General features: G+C 59.0%; 21 protein-coding genes and 1 tRNA gene. All 22 read left to right on the forward strand.

Translation table 11 applies throughout. From position 1 onward, the window contains the following. The first annotated feature begins 29 nt into the window (after positions 1 to 29). The 22 genes from VHE12_13200 to VHE12_13305 all read left to right on the forward strand — a co-directional run bounded on the left by VHE12_13200 (position 30) and on the right by VHE12_13305 (position 24,799). Entirely contained in the window at positions 30 to 1,292 is a 1,263-nt protein-coding gene (locus tag VHE12_13200) for a hypothetical protein (GenBank protein HVZ81738.1), read from the forward strand. A 71-nt stretch (positions 1,293 to 1,363) separates the two neighbouring features. Then, positions 1,364 to 2,044: a site-2 protease family protein gene (locus VHE12_13205; protein HVZ81739.1), complete on the forward strand. Its 681-nt coding sequence runs from the start codon at positions 1,364 to 1,366 to the stop codon at positions 2,042 to 2,044. Between the two features lie 7 nt (positions 2,045 to 2,051). Continuing rightward, positions 2,052 to 3,083 (forward strand): tryptophan--tRNA ligase, encoded by a 1,032-nt coding sequence (trpS, locus tag VHE12_13210; protein ID HVZ81740.1) that lies wholly within the window; start codon positions 2,052 to 2,054, stop codon positions 3,081 to 3,083. 79 nt (positions 3,084 to 3,162) lie between these two features. Beyond that, a complete protein-coding gene (locus VHE12_13215; protein HVZ81741.1) occupies positions 3,163 to 4,026 on the forward strand; it encodes a segregation/condensation protein A in 864 nt (287 codons plus the stop codon). A gap of 95 nt (positions 4,027 to 4,121) precedes the next feature. Beyond that, positions 4,122 to 4,826: an SMC-Scp complex subunit ScpB gene (gene scpB / locus VHE12_13220; GenBank protein ID HVZ81742.1), complete on the forward strand. Its 705-nt coding sequence runs from the start codon at positions 4,122 to 4,124 to the stop codon at positions 4,824 to 4,826. A 108-nt stretch (positions 4,827 to 4,934) separates the two neighbouring features. Beyond that, positions 4,935 to 6,584 carry an adenylate/guanylate cyclase domain-containing protein gene (locus tag VHE12_13225; GenBank protein ID HVZ81743.1) on the forward strand — a complete coding sequence of 550 codons (1,650 nt, stop codon included), beginning with the start codon at positions 4,935 to 4,937 and terminating at the stop codon, positions 6,582 to 6,584. Between the two features lie 127 nt (positions 6,585 to 6,711). Further along, positions 6,712 to 7,974, forward strand: coding sequence for a tetratricopeptide repeat protein (locus tag VHE12_13230; GenBank protein HVZ81744.1), 1,263 nt, complete (start codon positions 6,712 to 6,714; stop codon positions 7,972 to 7,974). 3 nt (positions 7,975 to 7,977) lie between these two features. After that, a complete protein-coding gene (locus VHE12_13235) occupies positions 7,978 to 8,280 on the forward strand; it encodes a hypothetical protein (protein HVZ81745.1) in 303 nt (100 codons plus the stop codon). Between the two features lie 183 nt (positions 8,281 to 8,463). Beyond that, positions 8,464 to 9,903, forward strand: coding sequence for a MiaB/RimO family radical SAM methylthiotransferase (locus VHE12_13240; protein HVZ81746.1), 1,440 nt, complete (start codon positions 8,464 to 8,466; stop codon positions 9,901 to 9,903). A gap of 5 nt (positions 9,904 to 9,908) precedes the next feature. Next, on the forward strand, positions 9,909 to 11,114 hold the full coding sequence (locus VHE12_13245; GenBank protein ID HVZ81747.1) for a tetratricopeptide repeat protein: 1,206 nt from the start codon (positions 9,909 to 9,911) through the stop codon (positions 11,112 to 11,114). 66 nt (positions 11,115 to 11,180) lie between these two features. Beyond that, the gene (mutS, locus tag VHE12_13250; protein HVZ81748.1) at positions 11,181 to 13,829 is read left to right on the forward strand and encodes a DNA mismatch repair protein MutS; all 2,649 of its coding nucleotides are present in this window, start codon (positions 11,181 to 11,183) and stop codon (positions 13,827 to 13,829) included. 97 nt (positions 13,830 to 13,926) lie between these two features. Continuing rightward, the gene (locus VHE12_13255) at positions 13,927 to 14,253 is read left to right on the forward strand and encodes a hypothetical protein (GenBank protein ID HVZ81749.1); all 327 of its coding nucleotides are present in this window, start codon (positions 13,927 to 13,929) and stop codon (positions 14,251 to 14,253) included. Between the two features lie 86 nt (positions 14,254 to 14,339). Next, positions 14,340 to 14,699 (forward strand): hypothetical protein, encoded by a 360-nt coding sequence (locus tag VHE12_13260; GenBank protein ID HVZ81750.1) that lies wholly within the window; start codon positions 14,340 to 14,342, stop codon positions 14,697 to 14,699. Next, on the forward strand, positions 14,674 to 15,048 hold the full coding sequence (locus VHE12_13265; GenBank protein ID HVZ81751.1) for a hypothetical protein: 375 nt from the start codon (positions 14,674 to 14,676) through the stop codon (positions 15,046 to 15,048). Before VHE12_13260 ends, VHE12_13265 begins: the two co-directional genes overlap by 26 nt. A gap of 319 nt (positions 15,049 to 15,367) precedes the next feature. Then, positions 15,368 to 20,938, forward strand: coding sequence for a hypothetical protein (locus tag VHE12_13270; GenBank protein ID HVZ81752.1), 5,571 nt, complete (start codon positions 15,368 to 15,370; stop codon positions 20,936 to 20,938). A gap of 158 nt (positions 20,939 to 21,096) precedes the next feature. Next, positions 21,097 to 21,174 (forward strand) — tRNA-Asp (locus VHE12_13275). 320 nt (positions 21,175 to 21,494) lie between these two features. Next, complete coding sequence (locus VHE12_13280; protein HVZ81753.1) at positions 21,495 to 22,466, forward strand: hypothetical protein; 972 nt, start codon at positions 21,495 to 21,497, stop codon at positions 22,464 to 22,466. A 35-nt stretch (positions 22,467 to 22,501) separates the two neighbouring features. Then, entirely contained in the window at positions 22,502 to 23,041 is a 540-nt protein-coding gene (locus VHE12_13285; GenBank protein ID HVZ81754.1) for a GNAT family N-acetyltransferase, read from the forward strand. A gap of 144 nt (positions 23,042 to 23,185) precedes the next feature. Continuing rightward, positions 23,186 to 23,707: a hypothetical protein gene (locus VHE12_13290; protein ID HVZ81755.1), complete on the forward strand. Its 522-nt coding sequence runs from the start codon at positions 23,186 to 23,188 to the stop codon at positions 23,705 to 23,707. Between the two features lie 31 nt (positions 23,708 to 23,738). Beyond that, positions 23,739 to 24,005 (forward strand): hypothetical protein, encoded by a 267-nt coding sequence (locus VHE12_13295; GenBank protein ID HVZ81756.1) that lies wholly within the window; start codon positions 23,739 to 23,741, stop codon positions 24,003 to 24,005. Positions 24,006 to 24,056: 51 nt separating this feature from the next. Then, positions 24,057 to 24,449 (forward strand): hypothetical protein, encoded by a 393-nt coding sequence (locus tag VHE12_13300; GenBank protein ID HVZ81757.1) that lies wholly within the window; start codon positions 24,057 to 24,059, stop codon positions 24,447 to 24,449. Beyond that, on the forward strand, positions 24,446 to 24,799 hold the full coding sequence (locus VHE12_13305) for a hypothetical protein (GenBank protein ID HVZ81758.1): 354 nt from the start codon (positions 24,446 to 24,448) through the stop codon (positions 24,797 to 24,799). Before VHE12_13300 ends, VHE12_13305 begins: the two co-directional genes overlap by 4 nt. Positions 24,800 to 24,834: the final 35 nt, after the last annotated feature.

The raw sequence follows: 24,834 nt of genomic DNA on the forward strand, positions 1-24,834 counted from the left end.
GATGGGTCCATTCTTCAGGAGGAACCCGATTGGCCACCCCCTCGTTCAAGATACCGTCCAAGACCCTCAAACTGCTGAGGATGCTCGGCCGTCTCGCCGACGAACGGGGCGAGGCCGCCTACGCGGTGGGGGGCTTCGTGCGGGACCTTTTGCTCAAGCGTTCCGGGGTCGATATCGACATCACGGTCGAGGGGGATGGGCTCACCTTCGCCGAGGCCCTGGCCAGGAGGACCGGCTCGGAGGTGGAGGCCTTCACCCGCTTCGGCACTTCCATCGTGGTCATTCCGGGCTTCGGTAAGGTGGACGTGGCCACCGCCCGCACGGAAAGTTATGACCATCCGGGTGCCCTTCCTTCCGTGAAGAAGGGAGGGATCGTCCAGGACCTCTTCCGGCGGGATTTCACCCTCAACGCCATGGCCCTGAGCCTTTCCCCGGGTTTTTTCCTCAAGCTCCTGGACCCCTTCGGAGGCCTGGCGGACCTGCGGAAAGGCCGTATCCGGGCGCTCCATGAGAAGAGTTTCATCGATGATCCGACCCGCATTTTCCGGGCGGTTCGGTTCGAGCAGCGCTTCCAGGAAAGGATCGAGCCCCAGACCCAGAAGTGGCTCCTGGCATCGGTCAAGGCCGACCATATCCAGCGGGTCTCGGGTGAAAGGCTTCGCAACGAACTCCGGCTCATCTTCCAGGAAGCCAAGCCCGAGAAGGCGGTCCTTCGGTTGGAGGAATTGGGAGTTTTGCCCCATATCCATCCGTCCCTGGGAGTGACAAAAACGGCCCGTAAGGTCCTGGTCCGCATCCCCCCAAGCCTCGCTTTTTTCCGCCGGACCGGTATTCGGCTGGAGGACGAGAAAATGGTCTGGTTCCAGACCCTTTTCACGCATCCGGACGAAAAAGGGGCCGCCGGCATCGTCAAGCGATTGATGCTGTCCCGCTCCGAGGAAAAGATCGTGCGCCAATCGGCCCGGGCCTTTCCCGTCCTTTTGGCCCGGCTCGGCCGCAAGGAAATGTCCGTCAGCCGCCTTTATAAGGAACTTTGTCCCCTGAAGCCGGAGGTCCAGTGTTTTTTGCTGGCGGCCAGCGAAGGTGTCCTGCGCCGCAAACTGGAACATTATTTCCGGAAGGTCCAGGGTTCGAAACCCTGGGTACGCGGTAAGGACCTGCAGGCCCTGGGGATCCCGGCCGGGTTCCGTTACAGCTTCATCCTGCTGGAAGCCCTGAACGGCCAACTGGACGGAAAATTCAAGGACCGGCGTCAGGCCCTGGAGTGGGTCAAGAATTCCTTCGTCGCCTGAACGTTGAAGTTGGACCTTCCTTCCGATAAAGTTGTCCCTCCGGATCCCAATGAACGAAAGATGGTGGTGTGATGACCGAAGGGCGTATCTTCGAAGCGATCCTCAAGCTCGGGATCCTGGTGTTCTCCCTGAGCCTCCACGAGTTCGGGCATGCCTACGCGGCCTACCGGCTGGGGGACCCGACGGCCAAGATGTTGGGTCGTTTGACCCTGGATCCCCGCGCCCACGCGGACCTGATCGGGACCATCCTCATGCCCCTTTTGATGATCCTGAACCCGGGTTTGAGGCTCTTTGGTTGGGCCAAGCCGGTCCCCGTCACGCCCGAGAATTTCCAGAACCCCAAAAGGGACGGCGCCCTGGTGGCCTTGGCGGGTCCGGCGGCCAATCTGCTGCTCTGTGTCTTTTCCCTGGCAGCCCTTTCCATCCTGGACCTGACGGGCTTCCTGGGCCTGTCCGAGGATACCTTGCCCATCGTCCTCCAGTTCTTCCGGACCTTCTTCTGGCTCAATTTCGTCCTGGCCGTCTTCAACCTCATCCCCCTCTATCCCCTGGACGGCAATTGGATCCTCAAGTATTTCCTTCCCGGCAAGCTCTCCTATTCCTTCGCCCGCCTGGACCGCTTCAGCGGGATGATCCTTTTGGTGGTCTTCTTCACCGGGGGGTTCAACCTCCTCTTTTCCCCCCTGGCGAACGGCCTGTTCGATGTCATGCACTTGGCGGGCATGGGCCGTTTGTCCCGCATGATCTTTTGAGGGTCCCTTGAGCCAGACCTCCCCCGCCCCTTCCCGCATCCTTTCCGGCGTCCAGTCCAATGGCCGCCTTCACTTGGGCAACTATTTCGGGGCCATCCGCAACCACATCCGCCTCCAAGAAGAAGGGGAGTGCTTCTATTTCATCGCCAATTACCATTCCCTGACCACCCTTCAGGACGCGGCCCAATTGTCCAAGTTCACCTTCGCCGCGGCGGCCGATTACCTGGCCTTGGGGCTGGATCCCTCCCGAGCCGCCCTTTTCCGCCAGAGCGACGTCCCCGAGGTGGCCGAGCTCTCCTGGCTGCTTTCCACGGTGACGGGGATGGGCCTTATGGAACGAGCCCATTCCTATAAGGACAAGGTGGCCCGGGGCATCGCCCCCAGCCTGGGTCTCTTCTTCTACCCGGCCCTCATGGCCGCCGACATCCTCATCTACCAGAGCGACAAGGTGCCTGTGGGACAGGACCAGATCCAGCACATCGAGATGTGCCGGGACATGGCGGGTTACTTCAACCACACCTTCAAGAAGGAAGTGTTCAAGTTGCCCGAAGGGGTCCTTTCCGATGTGCCCAAGGTGGTGGGACTCACGGGGGGCAAGATGAGCAAGAGCGACGAGGCCAGCGTCATCCCCATCTTCGGCGAGCCTTCCGAGATCAAGAAGCGGGTCATGTCCATCGTGACCGATTCCAAGGGTGTGTCCGAACCCAAGGATCCGGAGACCAATGTCATTTATATCCTTTATAAGTTGGTGGCCGAACCGTCGGAGATCGAGACGATGGAAAAGGGGTTCCGCCAGGGCGGCATGGGCTATGGCGACGCCAAGAAGCTTTTGCTGGCCAAATTGGAGCAGGTTTTCGGGGGAGAGCGCCGGGAGAAACGAAAAAAGCTGGAGCAAAACCCCGACCAGGTGGAAGATGTGCTCCTGGAAGGGGCCCGCAAGGCCCGCCGGGTGGCGGCCCGGACCATGGAACAAGCCTATGAGGCCGCCGGCATCCCTGTTTCGAAGGCCAAGAAAGCCTTCTTGAACGCCTCCTTCTGACCTTTTCGGCCCTCGAAATCCTTCCCACGCCTGCCTGGAGCCACTAAAATCCGTCGGCTATCCCGACCCCGAGGGGAACTTGAGCGACAACCAACCGGAAAACAAGAGCGAGAAGGGGCCCGTCGAGATCTCCCTTTCCACGACCACATCTTCGGTGACCATCCAAGAGGTGGTCAACGAGCAGGACCAAAGGCCCACCTACCGCATTACGCTCCCCCTTTTCGACGGCCCCATGGACCTCCTGCTCCATCTCATCAAAGAGCATGAACTGGACATTTACGACATCCCCATTTCCCGCATCACCCGGGAATACCTGACCTACCTGGACCTGATGCAATCCCTCAACTTGGAGATCGCCGGGGACTTCCTGGTCATGGCCGCCACGCTCATGCAGATCAAGAGCCGCATGCTGCTCCCGGTGGACCCCACGCCCGATGAGCCCCAGGAGGACCCCCGGCTGGAACTAATGCGGCGCCTCATCGAATACAAGAAATTCAAGGACGCCGCCGACCAGCTCCTGGAACGGGAAAAGGGCCAACAGAAGCTCATTCCCCGCAACGTGCCCTCCGAGATGCTGGAAGTGGGCGAGGAGGAACATCTGGAGGAGGTCACCCTCTTCGGGCTCTTGGCGGCCTTCAAGGACGTGCTCATCCACGCCCAAGAGGACGTGACCGCCGAATTGAGCCGGCCCGAGATCACGGTCAGCCAGAAGATCAACGACCTCATGGACGTGCTGCAGGCCGAGCGGAAGCTCCTGTTCCGACCCCTGATGACGGCCTGCCGGACCAAGATCGAGAAGATCGTGGCCCTTTTAGCCCTGCTGGAACTGGTGCGGTTGAAGCTGGTACGGGTCTTCCAGAACAAGGTCTTCGGGGAGATCGAGGTTTTCCTCAACGTGGACGAGGTCCCCGCCGCTTCGGACGCCCATGGGACCACGGAGTGAACAGGGATAACGGACGAGGTCTTTGGACCGGGTCCTCGGCGCTCCCTGGTGAAAAGCCGTTGAATTATGGACCGGAACGGAGAAAATCGTAGCCCATGGAACAAGACAAGCTCAAAAAGGTGCTGGAAAGCCTCCTCTTCGTCAGCGAGACGCCGCTGACCGCCAAGAAGATCGCCTCCTTCGTGAAGGATGTGACGGTCGAGGAGGCCCAGTCGGCCATGACGGGCCTTCAGGAGGAGATCAACGCCCTGGACCGCAGCTTCCAGGTCATCCAGATCGCCGAGGGTTTTCAACTGGTGACCCGGCCCGAGTACCACAAGTGGGCCAAGGAGCTCTACAAGGTCATCACCAAGACCCGCCTTTCCAAACCGTCCATGGAGGCGCTGGCCATCATCGCCTATAAACAGCCCGTGACGCGGGCGGAGATCGAGGCCATCCGGGGAGTGGAGGTGAGCAACCTCATCCAATCCCTGCTGGAGAAGAGGATGGTCCGCATCCTGGGCCGCGCCGAGACGCCGGGCCGTCCCCTGCTCTACGGCACCACCCAGGAGTTCCTGGTCCATTTCGGCCTGAAGGACCTGGTCGACCTTCCCAAGGTCTCCGAGATCCAGGAGTTGGCCGGGGACCGCCCCTCGCCCGAGTTCCTCAAGGAGATGGAGGGGGAACTGCGGCGCCGCGAGACCAAGATGGGACTCTCCCCCGTGGAGGCCCCCGTCCTGGAGGGCGATCCCGAGGGGCCGTCGGCGTCCGAAGGGACGCCGCCCGAAGGAACCCCGTCCGGGACCACGCCCGAAGGCTGACGTTCTCACGACGCCCGCATCCTATCTTTCCCCCGTTTGACACCCCCTAGCGGGTTGTTTATAGTTAGGTCGTTATCCGCGCCCCGACCCAACTTCATGGAGCCTTTTTTGAGCCCAGAAGCCCCCAGCCCCGCCTCTCCCAAGAAACCAGCGCGAAAGCACCACCTTTTCTCCCTCCGGGTCAAGTTCATCCTGGTCCTGACGGTCCTTATTTGCACGGTCATGGGGGTGGTCACCTGGCTGGTGCTGGACCAGATGCGACAGACCCTCATCCAGCAGGTCATCGACCGTGGGGAAGCCCAGGCTCGTAGCCTGGCCCTGAACAGCCTCAATCCCATGTTGAACATCCTGGCCCGGGCCACCACCAATACCGGGGGCATGGCGGGGCTGGAGGATATCGACGTGGACCTCATGCAGTTGGTCACCGACGCCATGAAGGTCGAATCCACCGCCTCCAAACGGGAGATCCCCACCGGTCTTTCCCCCTTTCAGGAACAATTGATGGGCTATACCAACACCCTCAACGAGATGGCCCGCAAGGCCATCTGGCCGGATGAGAACGTCCTCAAGACCAACGGGGACATGGAATACGCGGTCATCATCAACAAGGATGGGAAGGTCATCGCGCACAACGACATCTCCAAGGTCAACCAACCGGCCTCGGAGATCCTGCCCCCCGGCCTCAAGCCCCTGGATGGCCTCAAGGAGAACTCCACCTTCACCCAGGCCTGCAAGACCCGGGATGGGAGGGAGATCTACGACATCGGGGCCCCGGTCCTGACCTTCACCGTGGATGCGGCGGGACAAAGGGTCAACCTGAAGGTGGGCGAGGCCCACATCGGCATGAACCAGAACACCATCACCAAGGCCGTGCGCTATGTGGCCATGGCCATCATCCTCACCACCGTCATGATCCTCCTCATCGGCATCCTCTTCATGACCATCTTCGTGACCATCCTGGTCAAGCCCATCCGTCTCCTGGTCAACGGCGTTTCGGCCATCGCATCCGGCGATTTCGACCAGAAGATCAACATCAAGCGCGCCGACGAATTGGGCGACCTGACCGACGCCTTCAACGACATGGCCAAATCCCTGCGGGAAAAGGAGGTCATCAAGGGGGCCTTCTCCAAGTACGTGACCAAGAGCGTGGTGGACCGCATCCTCCAGCACCAGGATGGCCTGAAGCTGGGTGGCGAGAAAAAAACGGTGACGGTGTTCTTCTCCGATATCCGGGGGTTCACTCCCATGTCGGAAGTGCTCACCGCCGAGCAGGTGGTCCATATCCTCAACGAATACTTCACCGCCATGACCGCCATCATCTTCAAGTACGAGGGGACCCTGGACAAGTTCATGGGCGACGCCATCATGGCGGTCTACGGCGCCCCCATCGATTTTCCCGACCATGCCGAGCGGGCGGTCCTGGCGGCCCTCGAGATGAGCGAGAAGATGAAGGAGCTCCAGGCCAAATGGCGCTCGGAGGGAAAGCGGGAAGTGAACATCGGCATCGGCATCAATACGGGCGAGGTCGTCGTGGGGAACATCGGGTCCAACGAGCGGATGGAATATACGGCCATCGGCGACAATGTGAACCTGACCCAGCGGCTCGAATCGGTCGCCGAGAAGGGCCAGATCCTCATCTCTTCCGCCACTTATGAGAAGGTCAAGCACAAGGTCGATGCCGTCATGTTGGACCCCATCAAGGTCAAGGGAAAGGCCGAGAAGGTCGTGGCCTACAGCGTGATCGGGCTCAAGAGCTGAGCCCGGCCATTTTCCCGTCCAAATAGCCGGAAAAACCGATGCTCCACGGGCCGGGACCCCGCCGGAAGGGTTCCCGCGATAGGATGGAAGGGGCGGGAACGTCCAAAGGAAAAGCCGAGGGGAAGCCATGTCCGAAGACAAAGCGATGATCGTCAAGATGGCCTTCCTCTACGTCCAGGGAGGGGAATGGTACAAGGCCATCGAGGAATACAAGAAGCTGCTCGCCATGGATCCGGAGGACGCCCATGTGCACAACATGATGGGCGACGCCTACGCCAAGAAGAAGGACGATGTGGACGCCCTCCAGAGCTACTTGAGGTCCAAGGAGATCTACGAGCGGCAGGGCCAGACCAACAAGATCGCCAATATCGACAAGAAGATCGGGAAGCTCTCCACCGACCGGATGGACATCAAGCAGAAGCAGTATTTCCTCTCCATCACCAAGACCCTGGAGGCGGACCGGCTGGCCGCCGAGGGACGTTTGGAGGAGGCCATCGCCTTCTTCCACCAGCTCATCGCCGCGGAGCCCATCAATTTCTCCTACCGGGAAAAACTCTCCAACCTGCTGCTGGAGAACGCCATGGTCTCGGAAGCGGCGGCCCAATTGCGGGCCATCGCCGAGGCCCACCTGGGCGAAGGACGGCTGGAACCCGCCCAAGCCTATGCCGGGAAGTTGTCCCTGATCGATCCCGACGGGCTGGACACCCATCGTCTCCTGGGGACCTTGGCCAAGAGGACGGGACAGGAGGAGACATCCCTCCACCACCATTCCCGTCTGGCCCAGTTGGCCCTGGAGGCGGGGCTTTACGAAGAGGCCCAAAGGGCCGCCCAGGAGGTCCTGGCGTCCCAACCGGGGCGTTCGGACCTGAAACTCATCCTGGCCAAGGCGTTCCTTGGACAGAAGAAGAACACCGAGGCCAAACAACAGTTGGAGAGCCTGCTGAAGGATAATCCCGGCGACGATGCCCTGGTCGAACAGCTCCTGGCCATGAGCGAAGAGGCCAAGGACTGGGCGGGGGCTTTGAACCATGTCCAAGCCCTCCTCGCCAAGCGGCCCGACGATCCGAAGTTAAAACCGCGCCTGGCCCGGGCGCTCCTCCAAACGGGGAAAAGGCCGGAAGCCCTGCAGGTCTACCAAGGCCTGGCCCTGGGCGCATTGGCCGAGAACCGGGTCGAGGCCGCCATGAGCTATTTCGATTCGATCCTGGCGCTCGACCCCGAGAACACCGAGGTCCTCAAGAAAAAGGGCGAGATCTACCTCAAGCTCAACAAGAAGCAGGAACTCATCGACACCTACAAGAAGCTCCAGACGGTCTATACCAACAAGAAGATGATCGAGGAAGCCAAGAAGGTGGGGTTGGTGCTCACCCGCCTGGCCGGGATGAAATAACCCTTGGGAAAGCCTCAGCCGTCCCACTTCGGCCTCGCGGGCGACGTGAAATGCCTGCGTTGCGGGGCGACGAACATCCCCGATAACAGGATCTGTGGCCGCTGCGGCGCCAACCTGCCCCTGGTCTACGACGAGGAGGGGAGCGTGGTGCGCTTGGAGGAGAATTCCTTCCGGGTGACCCGCTCGGCCAAGCGTTCCGGGGCGGCGAAAGGCCCGTCGGTGAACCGGACCCGTTGGATGTTGAGGGTCTTGGTCATCCTGTTCGCCCTCTTTACGGCGGCTTGGTTCCTGGCCCACAAAGGATAAAAAGGTAGCCCTACGATTTCCTCTGGAAATCTCTGGGTCGAGACGGTCGCAGGGTGGGTTTTTGTCACTGGAACCTTGTTCCAGTGACTTCTCCGACCGTCTAACCCTTTAAGCCGCCGGACCCATCCTGTAAAATCAGGGCCTTTCCTTCGACACTTTCCCATTTTCAACCTGAAGGGTCCCATGACTCCTTGGTCCGAGCCCAAAACCGAAAAGAAGGTCTTTCTGGAGACCTTCGGATGCCAATCCAACGTCCTGGAATCGGACCATGTAACGGGGCTCCTGCTCAAGGGCCGTTTTTCCATGACCCAGGAACCGGAGGAAGCGGACGTCATCCTTTTCAACACCTGTTCGATCCGGGACCACGCGGAACACAAGGTCTTCTCGCGGCTCGGCCAACTGGCCGAATGGAAAAGGGAGCGGGATGGCCGGGTGATCGGTGTCATGGGCTGCATGGCCACCAGCTACAAGGATCAGTTGCTCGAAAGGGCGCCCCATTTGGACCTGGTCGTGGGGCCGGACCAATATCCCAGGATCCCCCAAGTGTTGGAGGAGGCCTCCCGCACCGGCCAAAGCCAGGTCCTGGCCGATTTCGACCCCATCTATTTTCCCGAGAACGACCCGGCCCGTTTGGCCCAGCCCCACCGGGCTTTCATCGAGATCATGAAGGGATGCGACAAGTTCTGCACCTTTTGCGTGGTGCCCTTCACGCGCGGCCGCGAGGTCTCACGGCCCGCCGAAAGTATCCTGGAGGAGGTCGCCCGCATCGCCGGGGCCGGGGTGAAGGAAGTGATGCTCCTGGGACAGAACGTGAACTCCTATGGGCGGCCTGGTTTTTCAATTGAAAAAATAAATAATGGACAACGAGGCAAGCCCAGTTCTCCTATAACGACGGATGGGGGAACAGGGCTGGGGCTCTCCTCCCCGGGCCGCACCCTCACCTTCGCCCGACTTTTAAGGGAGGTCGCCTCGGTCCGGGGTATCCAACGGGTGCGGTTCATGACCTCCCACCCCCTGGACCTGTCCGACGAACTGGTCGAGGTCATGGCCTCGACCCCGGCGGTCTGCGGCTCCATCCACCTGCCGGTCCAAAGCGGTTCGGATACGGTCCTCAAGCGCATGAACCGGAAATACAGCGTGGCCCATTACCTCGAAAGGGTCCGGGCCCTGAGACGGCAGGTGAAGGACCTTTACGTCACCACCGACCTAATCGTGGGGTTCCCGGGAGAGACCGAGGCGGACTTCCAGGCGACCTTGGACCTGCTGGAGGAGGTCCGTTATGACGCGGTCTATAGCTTCAAATATTCCCCGCGCCTGGGCACCCCCGCCGCCCGGATGTTGAACCAAGTCGAGGAGGAGGTCCAGGACGAGCGTTTGGCCCGTCTCAACAACGTGGCCTGGAAACATGCCGCCGAGTCCTGCGAAAAGAGGATGGGGAAGGTGGAGGAAGTGATGGTGGAGGGTCCTGCGGACAAGACCCCGGACGCCTTCTATGGTAAGAGCCGCCAGAACCGGACCGTGGTCTTCCCGGGGCGGGGGTATGGCGCGGGAGATGTGGTGAAAGTCAAAATCGAAGGTCATAAAGTGGCGAACCTCTACGGGGTCGTCGTAGAACAGGGATGAAAATGATGAACGCGGATAAAAAGATCGAAGAAAAAAGGGTCCGGATCATCGGCGCCCATCCTTATTTATCCCTGTTTTTAATGTTCTTCGCCTTGGGGTCTTTTGCCGCAGAGCCCACCCCCAAACCGACGGAAGACACCCACTCCCTTTTCGAGAAGGCCCAAAAGCTCTTCGACCAAAAGGACTACCAGGAAGCCAAGGACACGCTGAACCAGTTGGTGGCCAAACACCCGATGGACGAGTACATCCCCAGGGCCCGTCTGCTTTTGGCGAACCTGCAGGAAGATTTCAACGTCTCCATCGCCCAATTCAAAAGCCTGGCGGCGGAATACGCCGATAAGCCCGAGGGAGAGGAGGCCCAGAAGGACCTGGGGGCCCGTTATTACCTGGCGGATAAATACGAGGAAGCGGCCAAGAGCTACCACGAGTTCCTGGAGACCTACCCGAAGAGCCTGGCCCTGCCGGAGGTCCATTATTGGTACGCAGCCTCCCTGGCGGCCATGGACAAGAACGACCAAGCGGTCGATGAATATAAGAAGGTCCTGGACCTTTCCAAGGACAGTGCCTGGGCGCCCAAGGCGTTCCTGGGAATGGGAAACGCCTATTTCAAGATGAAGAAATACGATGACGCCCGCGACCAGTACCTGAGGATCCTGGACCGCTACCACCTTTATGATGAACTGAACCTCGTCTATTTCCGCTTGGGCCAGACCTACGAGGCCCAGCAAAAATGGCGGGAAGCCCACGCGGCTTTCCAGACCCTGATCCAGCAATATCCCAGGTCCTTCGAGGTCGCCGAGGCACGGGACCACTTGCGGGCCCTGGAAAGCCTCCATGCGGACATTGCCCACGCTCCCGAGGCGGAGGAGCCTACCCCCACCCCAACGGTCGTCACGGTCCAAGCTGCGCCCGTCCCCCATCCGGGGGTCACGCCCGAGCCGGTCCTTTCCAAACTGCCATCCTCGCTTGCGCCCAAACCCTTCCATGTACAAGTGGGGGTCTATTCGAAGAAAGTCAACGCGGACAAGGCCCGCCAGGCCATCCACAAGGCGGGTTACAGTTCCTATGTCGTCACGGCCAAGCAGGAAGGGGTCCCCTATCCCTATTACAAGGTGCGGGTCGGGAATTACGCCGACCGGGCCTCCGCCGAGAAGGTCGCCAAGATCCTGGCCCAGAAGACCAAAGAAAAAGCCATCGTGATCGAAGATTAGCTGTCAGCCGTCAGTTGTCAGGTATCAGCTGATAACTGAAACCTGAAAACTTGGAACTGGGGTCCAATGGACGATCTAACGCCAATGATGCGGCAGTACCTGGAGATGAAGCGGGTCTATAAGGACCAGGTCCTTTTCTTCCGCTTGGGCGATTTCTACGAGATGTTCTTCGAGGACGCCAAGACCGCGGCCCGGGTCCTTCACCTCACCTTGACCGCCCGTTCCGGGGGGAACGACCGCAAGATCCCCATGGCGGGCATCCCCTTCCACGCCGCCGACAACTACATCGCTAAGCTGGTCAAGGCGGGCTATTCCATCGCCATCTGCGAACAGGCCGAGGATCCGGCGCTGGCCAAGGGCCTGGTCAAGCGGGAGATCGCCCGGGTCATCACCCCGGGCACCATCCTGGCCCCGTCCATGCTGGAGGAAAAGGCCAACAACTACCTGGTTTCCGTGGCCCCTTCGGCCCAGGGATTGGGGCTGGGCGTGGTGGACGTCACCACCGGGGAGTTCAAGGCCTGTGAATTGACCGGCCCCACCCGTTTTTCCGTGGCCGCCGACGAACTTTCCAAGTTCAACCCATCGGAGATCCTGATCCCCCAAACCCAACCGGAGACCGAGGAATGGGCGGGCCTGCTCAAGGCCGTCAACGGCGCGACCCGTTCCCATATCGAGGACTGGAAGTTCTCCACCGACGAAGGCCGGGAAGCCCTGGAGGAGCATTTCCAGGTGAAGTCGCTCGAGGGCTTCGGTCTGTCGGGGCAACCCCAGGCGGTACGGGCGGCGGGGGCCATCCTCCAATACCTGAAAGAGACCACCCACAGCGTTCTTTCGCACCTGGTGAGCCTTTCCACCTTCCAGGTCGGAGAGGGGATGGTGCTGGACGCCACCACCCAACGCAACCTCGAGATCGTGAAGCCCATGCGGGACGACGGCAAGGAGGGGACCCTGCTCTCGGTCCTGGACGAGACGGTCACTTCCATGGGCGGGCGGTTGCTCCGCCAATGGCTCATCACGCCCCTGACCTCGGTCTCGGCCATCAAGCGCCGCCAGGATGCGGTGGAAGAGCTTTTGGCCCGCCAGGAGGACCGGGAAACCCTGCGGGAGTTCTTCCGGCAGGTCTCCGACCTGGAACGCCTCGCGGGGCGCATCGGCTGCGGCACCGCCAACGCCCGGGACCTGGTGGCCCTTAGGACCACCCTTTCCCTTTTGCCCAAGGTGCACCAGGTGCTCAACGGGTTCAAATCCCAGGCCATCCGGGACCGGGTGGAAGGGTGGGACAACCTGACCGAGATCCAGCAACTCCTGGAAAAAGCCATCCATGACGAACCGCCCCTGGCGCTGCGGGAAGGGGGGCTCATCAAGGCCGGTTATAGCCCTGAACTCGACGAGCTCAAGGGCGCCTCGGTGGAAGGCAAGGGCTGGATCGCCCAATTGGAGGAGAAGGAGAAGCAACGCACCGGCATCTCCTCCCTCAAGGTGCGTTATACCTCGGTCTTCGGCTATTACATCGAGGTCTCCAAGGCCAACCTGGACAAGGTCCCCAAGGATTACCACCGCAAACAGACCCTGGTGAACGCCGAGCGCTTCATCACCGACGAGCTCAAGGGCATGGAAGGGAAGGTCCTGGGGGCCCAGGAGAAGGCCGACAAGCTCGAGTATGAGATCTTCGAGAAGGTCCGCGCCCAGGTGGCCCAGGAACTCTCCCGCCTCCAACGCGTCGCCCGGGCCCTGGCCGAACTGGATGTCTATGCCTGCATGGCGGCGGTGGCCGACCGGGGACGTTACGTGCGGCCCGAGGTGGACGATGGTCCCGAGCTTTCCATCGTGGAAGGGCGTCATCCGGTGCTGGATCGCATCCTCTCCAGCGACCAATTCGTGCCCAACGACACCCACTTGGGGGTGGAGGGGGTGGAGATCGTGGTCCTGACCGGGCCCAATATGGCGGGGAAGAGCACCTATATCCGCCAGGTGGCCCTGCTTTCCCTCATGGCCCAGGTCGGGTTCTATGTCCCCGCCCAGAAGATGAAGGCGGGCATCGTGGACCGTATCTTTTCCCGGGTGGGGGCCTCCGATGCCCTCACCCAGGGCCAGAGCACCTTCATGGTGGAGATGGTGGAGACCGCCAATATCCTCAATCACGCCACCCACCGAAGCCTCCTCATCCTCGATGAGGTGGGCCGGGGCACCAGCACCTACGACGGGGTCTCCATCGCCTGGGCGGTGGTGGAGTATATCGCGACGAAACTCAAGGCCCGGACCCTCTTCGCCACCCACTACCACGAACTGACGAGGCTCTCCGGCACATTCCCCAACGTGAAGAACTTCAATATCGCGGTGCGAGAATGGAACGAGCAGATCCTGTTCCTGCGCAAGATCGTGGAGGGCGGCACCGACAAGAGTTATGGCATCCAAGTGGCCCGCTTGGCCGGGGTGCCCAAGGAAGTGGTCAACCGCGCCAAGAAGATCCTGGCCGGTCTTGAAACCGGTACCTTCCTTTCGAACCCCTCCAAGGGCCCTTCCAAGGAAACTGTCGAGGCCGAAGAGAGACCCGACGCGGGGACACCCGATCCAACGGCGCCCCAGTTGTCCTTTTTCGGGACCGGCGCCAAGCATCCCATCCTGGAGGAACTGAAGGGCCTCGATGTGGATGGTCTCACCCCCCGGGACGCCCTCAATATCTTGGGGGAATGGAAGAAGAAGGTCGAAGAGTAGAAAAATCTTGATTTTTCCCGGTCCGAAGGGCCATAACTAATCCATCGGTCTTTCGTCCAAAGGACAAGGCCGTGGATCCCGGATCAGGAGCGTTCCCTTGAAGAAAAAGCCGTTCTTCTTCCTGAAACACCTGATCGTGGCCATCCTGTTGGGCCTGATCTTCCGGCCGGTCATCGTTTCCGCCCAGACGAAGGGTTTGCTCCATTCTTCCCATGCCCTTAAAAGCCCCGCCAAGGCCGTCGTTCGGTCCAAGACCGTCAAGGCCTCCTTCCGGCATTTGGACCGGGAAAGGCCCGAGTCGATGGCCGTCGCGCCGGTCTTCGGGACGACGATGGTCTTTTCCGCTTTTTGCCGTGCCGCCGTTCCCTCCGCTCTCTCGCATCCCCCCATCCGCTCGAACAGCCCGCTGATCCTCCGAATCTGATCGTTCCTTTCCGCTAGGCGGCCCTGCGTCCATTGGACCCGGGCCGGAACCGCGTTCGCGCGGAATCCTCGTGAAAGGAGCGTTCTATGAAACGTGATGAATGGATCCTCGGCATCCTGCTTTATTCCCTCATCCTCCTGGCCGCCAATTCCGGCCCCCTGGCCGCGAAATTGGAACAATGGCATTGGGACCGGCCCCTTTTCGCCGGCCGGACCCAATTTTGGACCGTCCTGGTGCCACGCTCCTGGGGGGCTTGGATCGAACATTGGACCGCCCGGGTCCAGGAGGGCCTTTCCACTTGGGCGTCCTTCGGACGGACCTTGATGCGCTCTGGGCCGTCCTTCGATTTTTTCTTCCCCGGCAGATCCCGTTCGTTGGCCCATGGGAAGGTGACTTTGCCCGATGAAAGGAGGAACTTGAATGGAAAAGAACCACAAAAAGGTTGAGGGAGGGATCATAGTGGCCGCCAAGCGGGCGCCGCGTATGGCGCGGGGCCCGGTGGTCCGGTCGAACCCCTTCGGATTGATAAAGCTTTTCCTCAAGGGATACCTGAGAAAAGACCATTTGGTCCGCCAGAAAAAGGTGGCCGATTGGCTCTCCGTGGCCCCCCGGGTCCGGATGTCCCAGATGGCCAAATGGGCCGACTTGACCCGCAACGCGATCGTGGAATCCGCCACGGAGACATTCCAGGCCTCGTTCAAAAGGGACCTTTCGGAATCGGAAAAGGTCTTCATGCGGGTCCATGTCGAGGAATTCGTCCAGAAGGTCGGTGACGACCGGGGCCGGCGCCCCTGACCCGCAAGCCGGCTCTTATGCCGATATCCCTTGAGGACCGAAGAAAGGGACCTCAAGGGAAGAAGGTTTTTGAAGGTCCTCATTTCCCAAAAGGCCCGGTTTGCAGCGCCGGGACCTTGCCCGGTCCTTCCTGACCGGGCGAAACACCTGTCCCCGGGGCCGGCGGGTCCGACCCGATGGGCCATTTGCCGGGCTTTTCCCGGGCCTGGAGGTTGATAAAGGCGCTGTCAACCCCCCTTTCCCTTGGCTAAAATAACCTCCTTGGCCGGTCGAACCCGGCCCCGACACCTTTCCGACACCTTATGAAGCCAGGTGGGCCTTGCTGAAAAAAGACGACAAGATCCAAAAAAAGAACTTCCCTTACGACCTGCCGGTCGAGATCGAGACCCGGGCCCATGGCCAAGTCATGGCCCGTTGCCCCCTGCTTCCGGGTTGCCAAGCCCAAGGCGCCACCCCCAAGGAAGCCCTGGAAAAATTAAAGAACGTCATCGACCTCTACCTCCGGACCGCTTCCCCGGCCCTCTTTGAAAGCCTGGAAAAATTCCCCGGGGTGGCCACCCTCTACGACCTGGCCGAGTTCCGGGGCTATCTTTACGCCGCGACCGGACGCGATTCGGTCCTGAGGTCCTCTTCGGGCGCGGCGGGTTCCTGGAAATCCATCCCCATCACCAACTTGGACACCAAGTTCTATACCCCGACGGGCAAGGATCCGGAGGAGGGGGGGGACTATGTCACCCAGGTCTACTGCCTTTGCGTCTATGCGCCCCCCGGCAAGGAACCGGTCCTTTACGCGGGCACCAACTTGGGGGGCGGGATCTACCGCACCACCGATGGCGAGACCTGGCAGGAAGCCTTCTCCACCGACGAGGACCGTATCCATTCCCTTTGTGTCTTCAAGGGACGGCTCTATGCCGGGACCAGCTCCCACGGCAAGGTCTATGCTTTCGACGGGACCCAGTGGAACACCGTGGGGGCCCTGAGCGAGGTGGCGGTCACTTCCTTGGGGGTCTATCGGGACCGTCTTTACGCCGGGACCTATCCTTCGGGGTTCCTTTTCTCCACCCGGGACGGGCTGAACTGGGAGGAAACGGCGGCCACCGGACAGAACTTCATCCAATGTTTCCATGAGTTCCAGGGCGCCTTCTACGCGGGCACTTCCAGCCCCAAGGGCGTGAAGGTCTTCCGCACCGTCAACGGCGCCGACTGGCTCTGCGTTTATGAGTCCGTCCGGGAACAGAACCTCTACTGCATGAAGGCCTTCGAGAACACCCTTTACGTGGGCACCGGCAATTCGGGCCGCATCCTCAAGACCCAGGATGGGAACGAATGGGGGACCGCCTTCGCCGGGGATGAGGAAGGGGTGCGGGCTTTCGCCGTTTTCGGCGACTATCTTTACGCCGCCACCGAGAACGAAGGATCGCTGCTGCGATCCACCTTCGACATGGCCCGGCCCCCCGAGATCACCGAACTGACCGTAGAGCGGGTCACGTCCTCCACCGCCCTCATCACCTGGACCACCGACATCTCCGCCACCACCGAACTGCATTACGGGGAGAAGGGTTCCGAACCCCGCAAGGCGGTGTTGGACCGCAACCTGGTCCTCCAGCATCGGGTGCACCTGACCGACCTGAAGGCCGAATGCGAATATGAGTTCCAGGCCGCCAGCGCCTTCCGTTCCTCATCGTTGAGCGTGACCGAATCCTCTTCCTTCAAGACGGTCCCGGTCCCGCCCCCGGCCCTGTCATCGCCCAGCCACCCGATCCCGGGACGGTGGGAGAGATCGAGCGACGTGGAGATCCTCCTGAACCCTCCGGCCGCCCTTTCCGGTTATTACTACCTGCTCAACCATTATCCGGAGACCGTGCCGGCGCCGCCGGAAGCCTCCTATACCCAGGACCGGCGCGTGGCCCTGTCCGGTACGCCCCAGGGCAGTTGGTACTTCCATGTGGTGGGGGTGGACGAAGCGGGCAACATCGGGCGCCTGGCGTCCCATTACCGGTTGCAGGTGGACACCGAGGCGGCCCCGCCGGTCGAGCTTAAAAGCCCCACCCATCCGGACCCGGAACGCTGGGTGGCCAACCCGACGCCGGTGGTCGCTTGGGAGACCCCCAAGGATCTTTCCGGGGTGAAGGGCTTCTTCCTCAAGGCCGACCACGACCCCACCACCGTGCCGGGCCCCGGCAATGGGGATTTCCTCGACGGGACCCGCAGTTCCCTCGGACCCCTGGAGGACGGCCTCTGGTACGTCCATGTGACCGCCCAGGACGAGGCGGGGAACCTGGGGAGCCAGGCCGCCCATTTCCCCCTGCGCATCGATACGAAGGCCCTGGCGCCGACGCTCTCCTCCACGACCCACCCCCAGCCCGACCAGTGGTACTCGAACAAGCGGGTCGAGGTGGAGATCCACCCGCCCCACGACCTGTCGGGGATCGAAGGCTACCACTACGTCTTGGACCACGAGCCGGGGACCCTGCCGGATACGGAAGGGTCCCAATGGACCTCCCAGGCCCGTATCGTCATCGAGGAGGTGGCCGACGGCCAATGGTTCCTCCACGTGCGCACCAAGGACCGGGCCGGGAACCTGTCGCCCAACGCCGCCCACCTGAAGCTGAGCATCGACACCCTGGTGGCGCCCCCGAAGGTCTTCTCCTCGACCCATTCGGAGGACGGCCGCTGGTACCAGAACCGCCGGGTGGTCCTGAACTGGGAGGACCCTTTCGAGCATTCGGGCATCGAGGGCTACTATTACAACATCGACAAGCGCGCCGATACGGTCCCCAACGACAAGAACTCGCTTTTCACCAGCCAGCGAAGCGTCTCCTTCGAGCTGACCGACGACGGCCTCTGGTATTTCCACATCACCACCAAGGACAAGGCCGGGAACGTGGATTGGAAGGCCGTCCATTACCCCTTGCGGGTGGATTCCCATGTGGGCCGGGCCGTGATCACCTCCCCCACCCATCCGGACCCGGAAGCCTGGAGCACGGTCCCGAAGGCCCAGTTCAAGTTGACCCCGCCGGACGACCTGTCGGGGGTGACGGGCTTTTATTACCTCTTTTCGGAGGACGCCCAGGCCGTTCCCGACGCCAAGAACGGCACCTTTACGGACAAGAACGAGATCAACCTCGACATCCCCCGGGACGGGGTCCATACCCTGGCGGTCATCTGCCAGGACAAGGCGGGCAATCTTTCCAAGGAAGTGGCCACCTACCGCGTCCGTCTCGATACCCAGGTGGGGCAGGCGGTCCTCCAATCCTCCACCCATCCGGACCCACAGAAGTGGTATGCCGTCCAGCGCGTTGAATTGACCTGGAAGGATCCCGCCGACCTGTCGGGCATCGAGGGCTATTACTATCACCTGGACCGGGAGGAGCAGTGGGCCCGGGATATCCAGGCCATGACCTGGACCACGGGACGGGGGACGGTGGTCACCATCCCCGAGGATGGCATCTGGTTCCTCCACCTCGCCGCCAAGGACAAGGCCGGCAATATCGGCGATTGCGCGCGCTATTCCATACGCATCGACAGCTCGGCGGGGGTGGCCACCCTGAAGAGCTCCACCCATCCGCCCCACCAATGGGTCAAGACCCAGGTGCCCCTGTTCCAATGGGACCCGCCCCGGGAGCTTTCCGGGGTCGAGGGGTATTACCTGGGCCTTGACGCCCAGCCCCATTCCATTCCGGGGCCCGGGAACGGCAAATGGGTCACCGAGACATCCCTCACCGGCCCTTCCCTCAAGGACGGCAAATGGTTCTTCCACGTGGTGGTCAAGGACCTGGTGGGGAACGTGGGGAAGGAAGCCGCCCATTATCCCATCCTGATCGATACCCAGGCGCCTAAGTCCCAGATGAAGCCCATGCCCGCCCTTCTGGACAAGACCCAGGTCTATGTGGAATGGAGCGCGGTGGACGCCCATAGCGGGGTGGCTTCTTATGATGTGCAGGTGAGCACCAACGGGGGGGGCTGGGCCGACTGGCTCACCCATGTCACCGAGACCAACGGGGTCTTTCCGGGCAAGGACGCGCAGAAATACGGTTTCCGGGTGCGGGCCCGGGACAACGCGGGCAACGTGGAACCCTATCCCGAAAAAGCCATGGCCTCCACGCAGATCGACATTTCCGCTCCGGATCCCATCCTCCAGCTCAAGGCCACGCCGAAGGCGGGCGGGGACATCGAATTGAAATGGGCCCCGGTCGCCGACCGCATCTCGGGCACGGACCATTACCGGGTCTATCGCTGGGTCGAGGGGGAGCCCAAGACCAAGATCAGCGTGGACGGCCAGGTCAAGACCACCGAGTTCCTGGACCCGGGGGCTTCCCTCAAGGAGAACATCGCCTACCACTACTGCGTGCAGGCCGTGGACCGCATGGGCAACGAACAGCATGAGGGGAACGCGGAGGCGGTCTCGCTCTCCGACCATGGGGTCGGACTTCCGACCGTCACTTCGCCCACCCACTCCAGCGACGATTGGAGCTCCCAGAACTCGGTGGTGCTGGTCTGGGACGCACCCGCCGACGCCACGGGCATCGCCGGCTACTATTACAAGCTCGACCAAAGCCCCAACGCGCGCCCGGACGAGACCCCCGACCATTTCCTGGACGGCCGCCGGCTGGAACTCTCCAGCCTGGAGAGCGGCATCTGGTATTTCCACCTGACGGCGAAGGACCGGGCGGGGAACGTCAGTTCGGAGGCCGCCCATTACCGCCTGCGTATCGACACCACCCAGCCTTCGGCGCCCCAGGTGACCTCCACCAGCCACCCCGATCCCCAATGTTGGTATTCGTCCGGGAAGCTGGACCTGCATCTTTCCTCGGCCCCGAAGCTCTCCGGCATGGACAGCTTCTATTACGTCCTGGACCAGCAGGAAAACACGGTCCCCCAGCCCAGCGAGGCCCAACGGACCACCGAGAACCGGATCGCCCTCAAGGTGCCGGAGGCGGGCACTTGGTTCGTCCACGCGGTGGCGAAGGACCGGGCGGGCAACTTCTCCGAACCGGCCCATTTCCAGGTCCGGGTGGCCTCGGGCGAGATGCCCCCGCCGGTCATCCACAGTTCCACCCATCCGAGCGAGGACGAGGCGGTCAACCATCACGACCCGCTCTTCACCCTGGAGGACCGTCACGACGGCAGTTTCAAGCCCGTGGGCTATGTCTATAAGTTGAGCCCCAAGGAGAAGGAGACCTTGACCGAGGAAGACCCCTTCACGACCGACCGGTCCATCCAGGCGAAGGACCTCTCCGAAGGGACCTGGTTCCTCCACGTGGCGGCGGTGGGGAAGAAGGGCAAGCCGGGCCAGCTCATTTCCCGTCGCCGCATCCGCATCCAGCGCCTGGGCAGGATCGGGGGGACCTTCCTGCGCAAGGACGGGATCACCCCCATTCCTGGCGCCAAGGTCGAGATGATCCGGGGCGAGAGGACCGCGGCCTCCAGCGTGACCGATCCCAAAGGACAATTCCATTTGTCCGAACTTCCGGAAGGACGTTATGAGATCCGTCTCTACAGCGACCAGGCTTCGGTCCTCCGCCTCAAGGACATCCCCGTGAGCGCGGAGGCGGGGATCGAGGGAGCGGTCTTTACCGAGGATATGGGGATATTTCCTACGCCCCCCAAGCCGGGCCCGGTCCGCTTCTATTACTTCCTCAAGGAAGACTGCAACGTGACCCTGGAGATCTTCGACGCCACGGGGACCTTGGTGGGCAAGGTGGAAGAACGCAAGGAAGGCGGGGCCTATGCCGCGACCCTCTGGGACGCGGTCGGCAAGCCCGAGGGCGAATACCTGGTGAAGATCTCGGCCAAGAGCATCACCAAGAACGCCATGTCCCGCTTTTCGGTGAAAAAATTCAAGCTCCAAAAAGCGGTGAAGGAATTGGCCTCCCCGGCGGTCCCTTAAGGCCCTTTTTCTTGACTCGTAGGGGCTAAGTTTGTAGGATACGCCCCTGTTTCGCTTCCCTGAATGGGGCGCCCCAGTAGCAGGTCCTCAAGGACACGCTACAGGGCTCGTGACAAAGCGAAGGAAGTTCCTTCCTTTCCTTTCTCCGTCTCCTGCAAGGGGTTGTAGCTCAGCTTGGTTAGAGCGCCTGCCTGTCACGCAGGAGGTCGCGGGTTCGAGCCCCGTCAACCCCGCCATTACAAATTTTAAGTTGTCCCCAGCAGATGCCAAAGGCCTTTGACCATAAGGGTTTCGCAACCCGGACCGGTCAAAGGCCTTTTTTTGTTCCGATGGTCAGTGAAGACCGTTGAGGACAAAAACAGGCTTTCAATGACACTCAATGACACCAATATGACACGGGACGGCCTCCTGCTGTTTCAAAAGGGGATTCTGGTCCGGACATCCTGTTAGCTTGCTTGTGTCATACAAAACAGCCAAGAATTGCCCCCCAAGCGATTGCACAAGGTTCATCCCGAAAGTATTAGAATGATTAACACAATATAGTTGGGGAGACATTTTGATCGGTAAATGGTATGGAAAATTATTCGAGGTCCAGCCGGGATCAAGGTCTTGGTTGAGTGTCATCCTTTGGTGGGAACTAAGGCGTATCCCATATAACCTTTTGGTCGGTTTTGTGGGCTTGATAAGCCTGTTGGTCTTTCTTTGGGTGGATAGCCACCATCCCTCAAATGATAGCGATTGGTCGATAGGGTTCTCCGTTCTCGGTTTTGGAATCCTTGCCAACATGGCCTTCACGGGAGGATGGGTAACCGAGCTTTTCCTCCTGAAAATATCGCCGAGAAAAAATTTTAATTTTGGGCCCATCGCTTTTAAACGTGGTCTTATCTTTTCTTTGGTGGTGTGTTTTCTGCCTGTGGTAGGCATTTTTATCGAGGCTTGTTATGGGTATGCGCACTTGGAACTTCCGAATGGAATAGGAATTTTTTTGGTCCACATCATCCAAGGGTTGATCGCGTTAGCGATGGTGGGTTTTATATCAATCGTATTTTATGTTTTGCTCTTTGGCCCATTTGTTTGGGAGCCGTTGACGAAAAAGAGGCGGAAGGAGAAATGGAAACAGGCCCTCCTCAATCCTAATTGGGAGCAGGTTTCTCAAAAATTAGGACGGCCTATCCCAAAAGCGCTTAAGCAATTTTACGAAGATGCCAATTTCATAATGAGTGGTCCGCGCTTTGTTGCCAGGAACAATAAAAAGAAAGGTGAGGATAGTTGGTATCTTGCGGGGGTTAGCCCCGTAAAGAAGGAATATGTCTTGGATCTTGAAGACCTTCCAAAAAATTCGTTCGAAATCGCCAGTGATGGCTCCGAGGGCATTTATTACGTTGTCATCGATCAAAACATCCTTAACCGACTTCCGGTCTATTTTTATTACATGGACAGCCCTAAGACCGAATCAAATCCCGTTAAAGTGTCCAATTCCATCAAGGAATTCTCCCGCTTGCCTTGGCGAAAATGGGAAGGAAAATAAATAGAGTTTAGGCCGCATATAAGGATATGAGTCTTATGAAGATCAAATTTCCAATCAAAACCCGAAGATTGATCATAAGGGAAATTGAGAATGGCGATTTTAAGGAGTTGCATTCGTTTGGTTGTTTGCCTGAAGTCTGGAAGTATGTGCCTCATGGCCCTAATACCGAAATAGACACAAAAAAATATATCAAATGGGCTCGGGCACAGAACCTTAAAAAGCCGCGTTTTCAATTTCGACTTGTCATCATTCAAACGAAAACAGGAAATCTAATCGGTGATTGTAACATCATCGTCGCGAATCCTGTCGACCGTGGAGCGCACTTGGGGTACGCGCTCCATCCAGCCTTTTGGAATAAAGGTTTTGCGACCGAGACTGTCAAAGGTCTAATTCGATTCGGTTTCAAACAGTTGTCGCTTCATCGAATTTATGCGACTTGTGACACGAAGAACCTTGCTTCCAAAAGAGTACTGGAAAAGGCCGGAATGAAATATGAGGGTACTTTTCGGAAGGATAAGTTCCAAAAGGGTAAATGGCGGGACACGCACCAATTCGCCATAGTAGCTTCCCGATAGATCATTGGGCCTAAACTTCAACGACGGGGGAATTATTTGAGGATCTTACGAATCAAGATTTTAGTGGGTTTGGTTCTGTTAAGCGAGGTTGGCCTTTTGTGGGCGGACCCAGCCACCGTTTATTTGCATAAAGTCAAAGTGTTCATGAATAACGGTTCTCAAATAACTGGCTACGTTTTTTGGGGACAAGAGGACTCCCAAAGAGGGCCCTTTACCACGAATAAATTTTTAGAGCATTGGGCAAAGCATTTAAACAACGCCACCAAATTCGATTTATTTAAATCGGCTTTCAATATAAACGACAAAGGGTATCTCGCTGGTATCGCCCATTTGAAAGGTGACGAGATTCAGATTGACGCTCTTGAGGTGAAGAAGATTATTTCGACACCAGATAAATTTGAGGGAAAAGGGATAGTTTGCGGCTTTCCTCCATTGACCAAAGCGGAAATCGACCAAATGCAAAGCAGGCTGTATTACACCGACACAATGGCCTCTGGCGTGGCGGATGTCTTGGCTTTTAGTTATGACCCGAAGGTTGGCAAGGCTCTTCTTCATAAGATCCTATTGGATTTCCAGAAGTCCTCTGACTTTGGGGCAAAGGCTGAAAAATTTAAACGGAAGGTTTTAGCCAAAAAAGTGGTTTTGGTCTATTCCGGGTGCGATTAAAAGTCGTCCTTGTATTTCGGAGGTCATTGGTGTGAAAAATCAAAAATGTCGGAAATTAGCGGCACAACATCTAACGTTGGGATTGGATTCTGGGAAAGCTGAACTATTTCGACAAGCATTTCTTGATGTGATCGAAAAAGAAGGCGGCCTAGCCGCGATTGCCAAGAAAGCCAAATTGCCCCTTCGTGAGGCGAAAAAGATATTGGCCGATCTGGAAGCTTTTCAGCTTTGGGTCGATATTTCCAAAATCATAAAGGGATTAGGGGGCGATATGGCCTTTCGTGTGACGACCTCTTGAAAAGTAATTCGAGGTATGGTATTAAATACCACATAGGGAATTAGGGCGGACATGGAACATATTGAGATAGCAGAAATTAACTACCGATTGATTTTGTTACCTCAATACACAAAAGACTTAAAGAGTCTAAAACGTCTTGAACCCAAACTTCATGCTGAAGTCCGGGAAAGCTTGAAGACGGAAATTGAGTCCGGAAAGCTGGATGAGATCAAAGAAACGGGTGGTTGGGTAAAAGGGCGGGCTGGTTCGCCGACCAGGAATATGGGTAAGAGTGGTGGATTTAGATTCATCTACCTTCTCTTCCGTGTTCAACATGACATTTACCTCCAAACCGTTTATGACCATCGGCCCAAGAAGGATTTGACCCCGGATGAAAAGAAAGCATTAAAGGCCGCCGCAGTTGAGATCAAGAAGGCCTACGAGTTGAACGAGGGTAAAAAATGAGTACTAAAACTAAAGGGTTCAAAGAATTCAGCGCCAGCTTGCGTGAAGGGGTAAAGTTCGCCCAAGGCAAGAAAGCCAATGTCAAAGTAGAAGAGATTCTGATCAAAACCACGGGCGCTGACATTAAAGAAGCTCGTCAAATACTGAAAGTTTCCCAACCTCAGTTTGCGAATCTCATGGCGGTTAGTCCTGAAACAGTGAAGAAGTGGGAACAGGGAAAGAATCCGATCCCTGCTGCTGTTGGTTATTGGGCCGAAGGATTAAAAACTCGTCCTGAAACGACCAAGCGTCTTTTATTTGAAATGGTGGGTCATTTCACAAAGGGTGCAACCCGGTTCGCCGGACATTAAGCAAATTGATGTGAAAAAAGCTCTCGGAATTCCGA

The sequence above is a fragment of the bacterium genome (assembly GCA_035549195.1).
In the GTDB taxonomy this organism is placed as follows: Bacteria; Oederibacteriota; Muellerivitia; order Muellerivitales; family Muellerivitaceae; genus DASZRK01.

What these genes read in the sequence shown, in the direction of transcription:
- VHE12_13240 (HVZ81746.1), top strand. Translation starts at nt 8,464, where the DNA reads ATGACTCCTTGGTCCGAGCCCAAAACCGAAAAGAAGGTCTTTCTGGAG.
- VHE12_13305 (HVZ81758.1), top strand. Translation starts at nt 24,446, where the DNA reads ATGAGTACTAAAACTAAAGGGTTCAAAGAATTCAGCGCCAGCTTGCGT.
- VHE12_13245 (HVZ81747.1), top strand. Translation starts at nt 9,909, where the DNA reads ATGAACGCGGATAAAAAGATCGAAGAAAAAAGGGTCCGGATCATCGGC.
- VHE12_13300 (HVZ81757.1), top strand. Translation starts at nt 24,057, where the DNA reads ATGGAACATATTGAGATAGCAGAAATTAACTACCGATTGATTTTGTTA.
- VHE12_13285 (HVZ81754.1), top strand. Translation starts at nt 22,502, where the DNA reads ATGAAGATCAAATTTCCAATCAAAACCCGAAGATTGATCATAAGGGAA.
- VHE12_13265 (HVZ81751.1), top strand. Translation starts at nt 14,674, where the DNA reads ATGGAAAAGAACCACAAAAAGGTTGAGGGAGGGATCATAGTGGCCGCC.
- VHE12_13230 (HVZ81744.1), top strand. Translation starts at nt 6,712, where the DNA reads ATGTCCGAAGACAAAGCGATGATCGTCAAGATGGCCTTCCTCTACGTC.
- VHE12_13260 (HVZ81750.1), top strand. Translation starts at nt 14,340, where the DNA reads ATGAAACGTGATGAATGGATCCTCGGCATCCTGCTTTATTCCCTCATC.
- mutS (HVZ81748.1), top strand. Translation starts at nt 11,181, where the DNA reads ATGGACGATCTAACGCCAATGATGCGGCAGTACCTGGAGATGAAGCGG.
- VHE12_13290 (HVZ81755.1), top strand. Translation starts at nt 23,186, where the DNA reads ATGAATAACGGTTCTCAAATAACTGGCTACGTTTTTTGGGGACAAGAG.
- scpB (HVZ81742.1), top strand. Translation starts at nt 4,122, where the DNA reads ATGGAACAAGACAAGCTCAAAAAGGTGCTGGAAAGCCTCCTCTTCGTC.
- VHE12_13205 (HVZ81739.1), top strand. Translation starts at nt 1,364, where the DNA reads ATGACCGAAGGGCGTATCTTCGAAGCGATCCTCAAGCTCGGGATCCTG.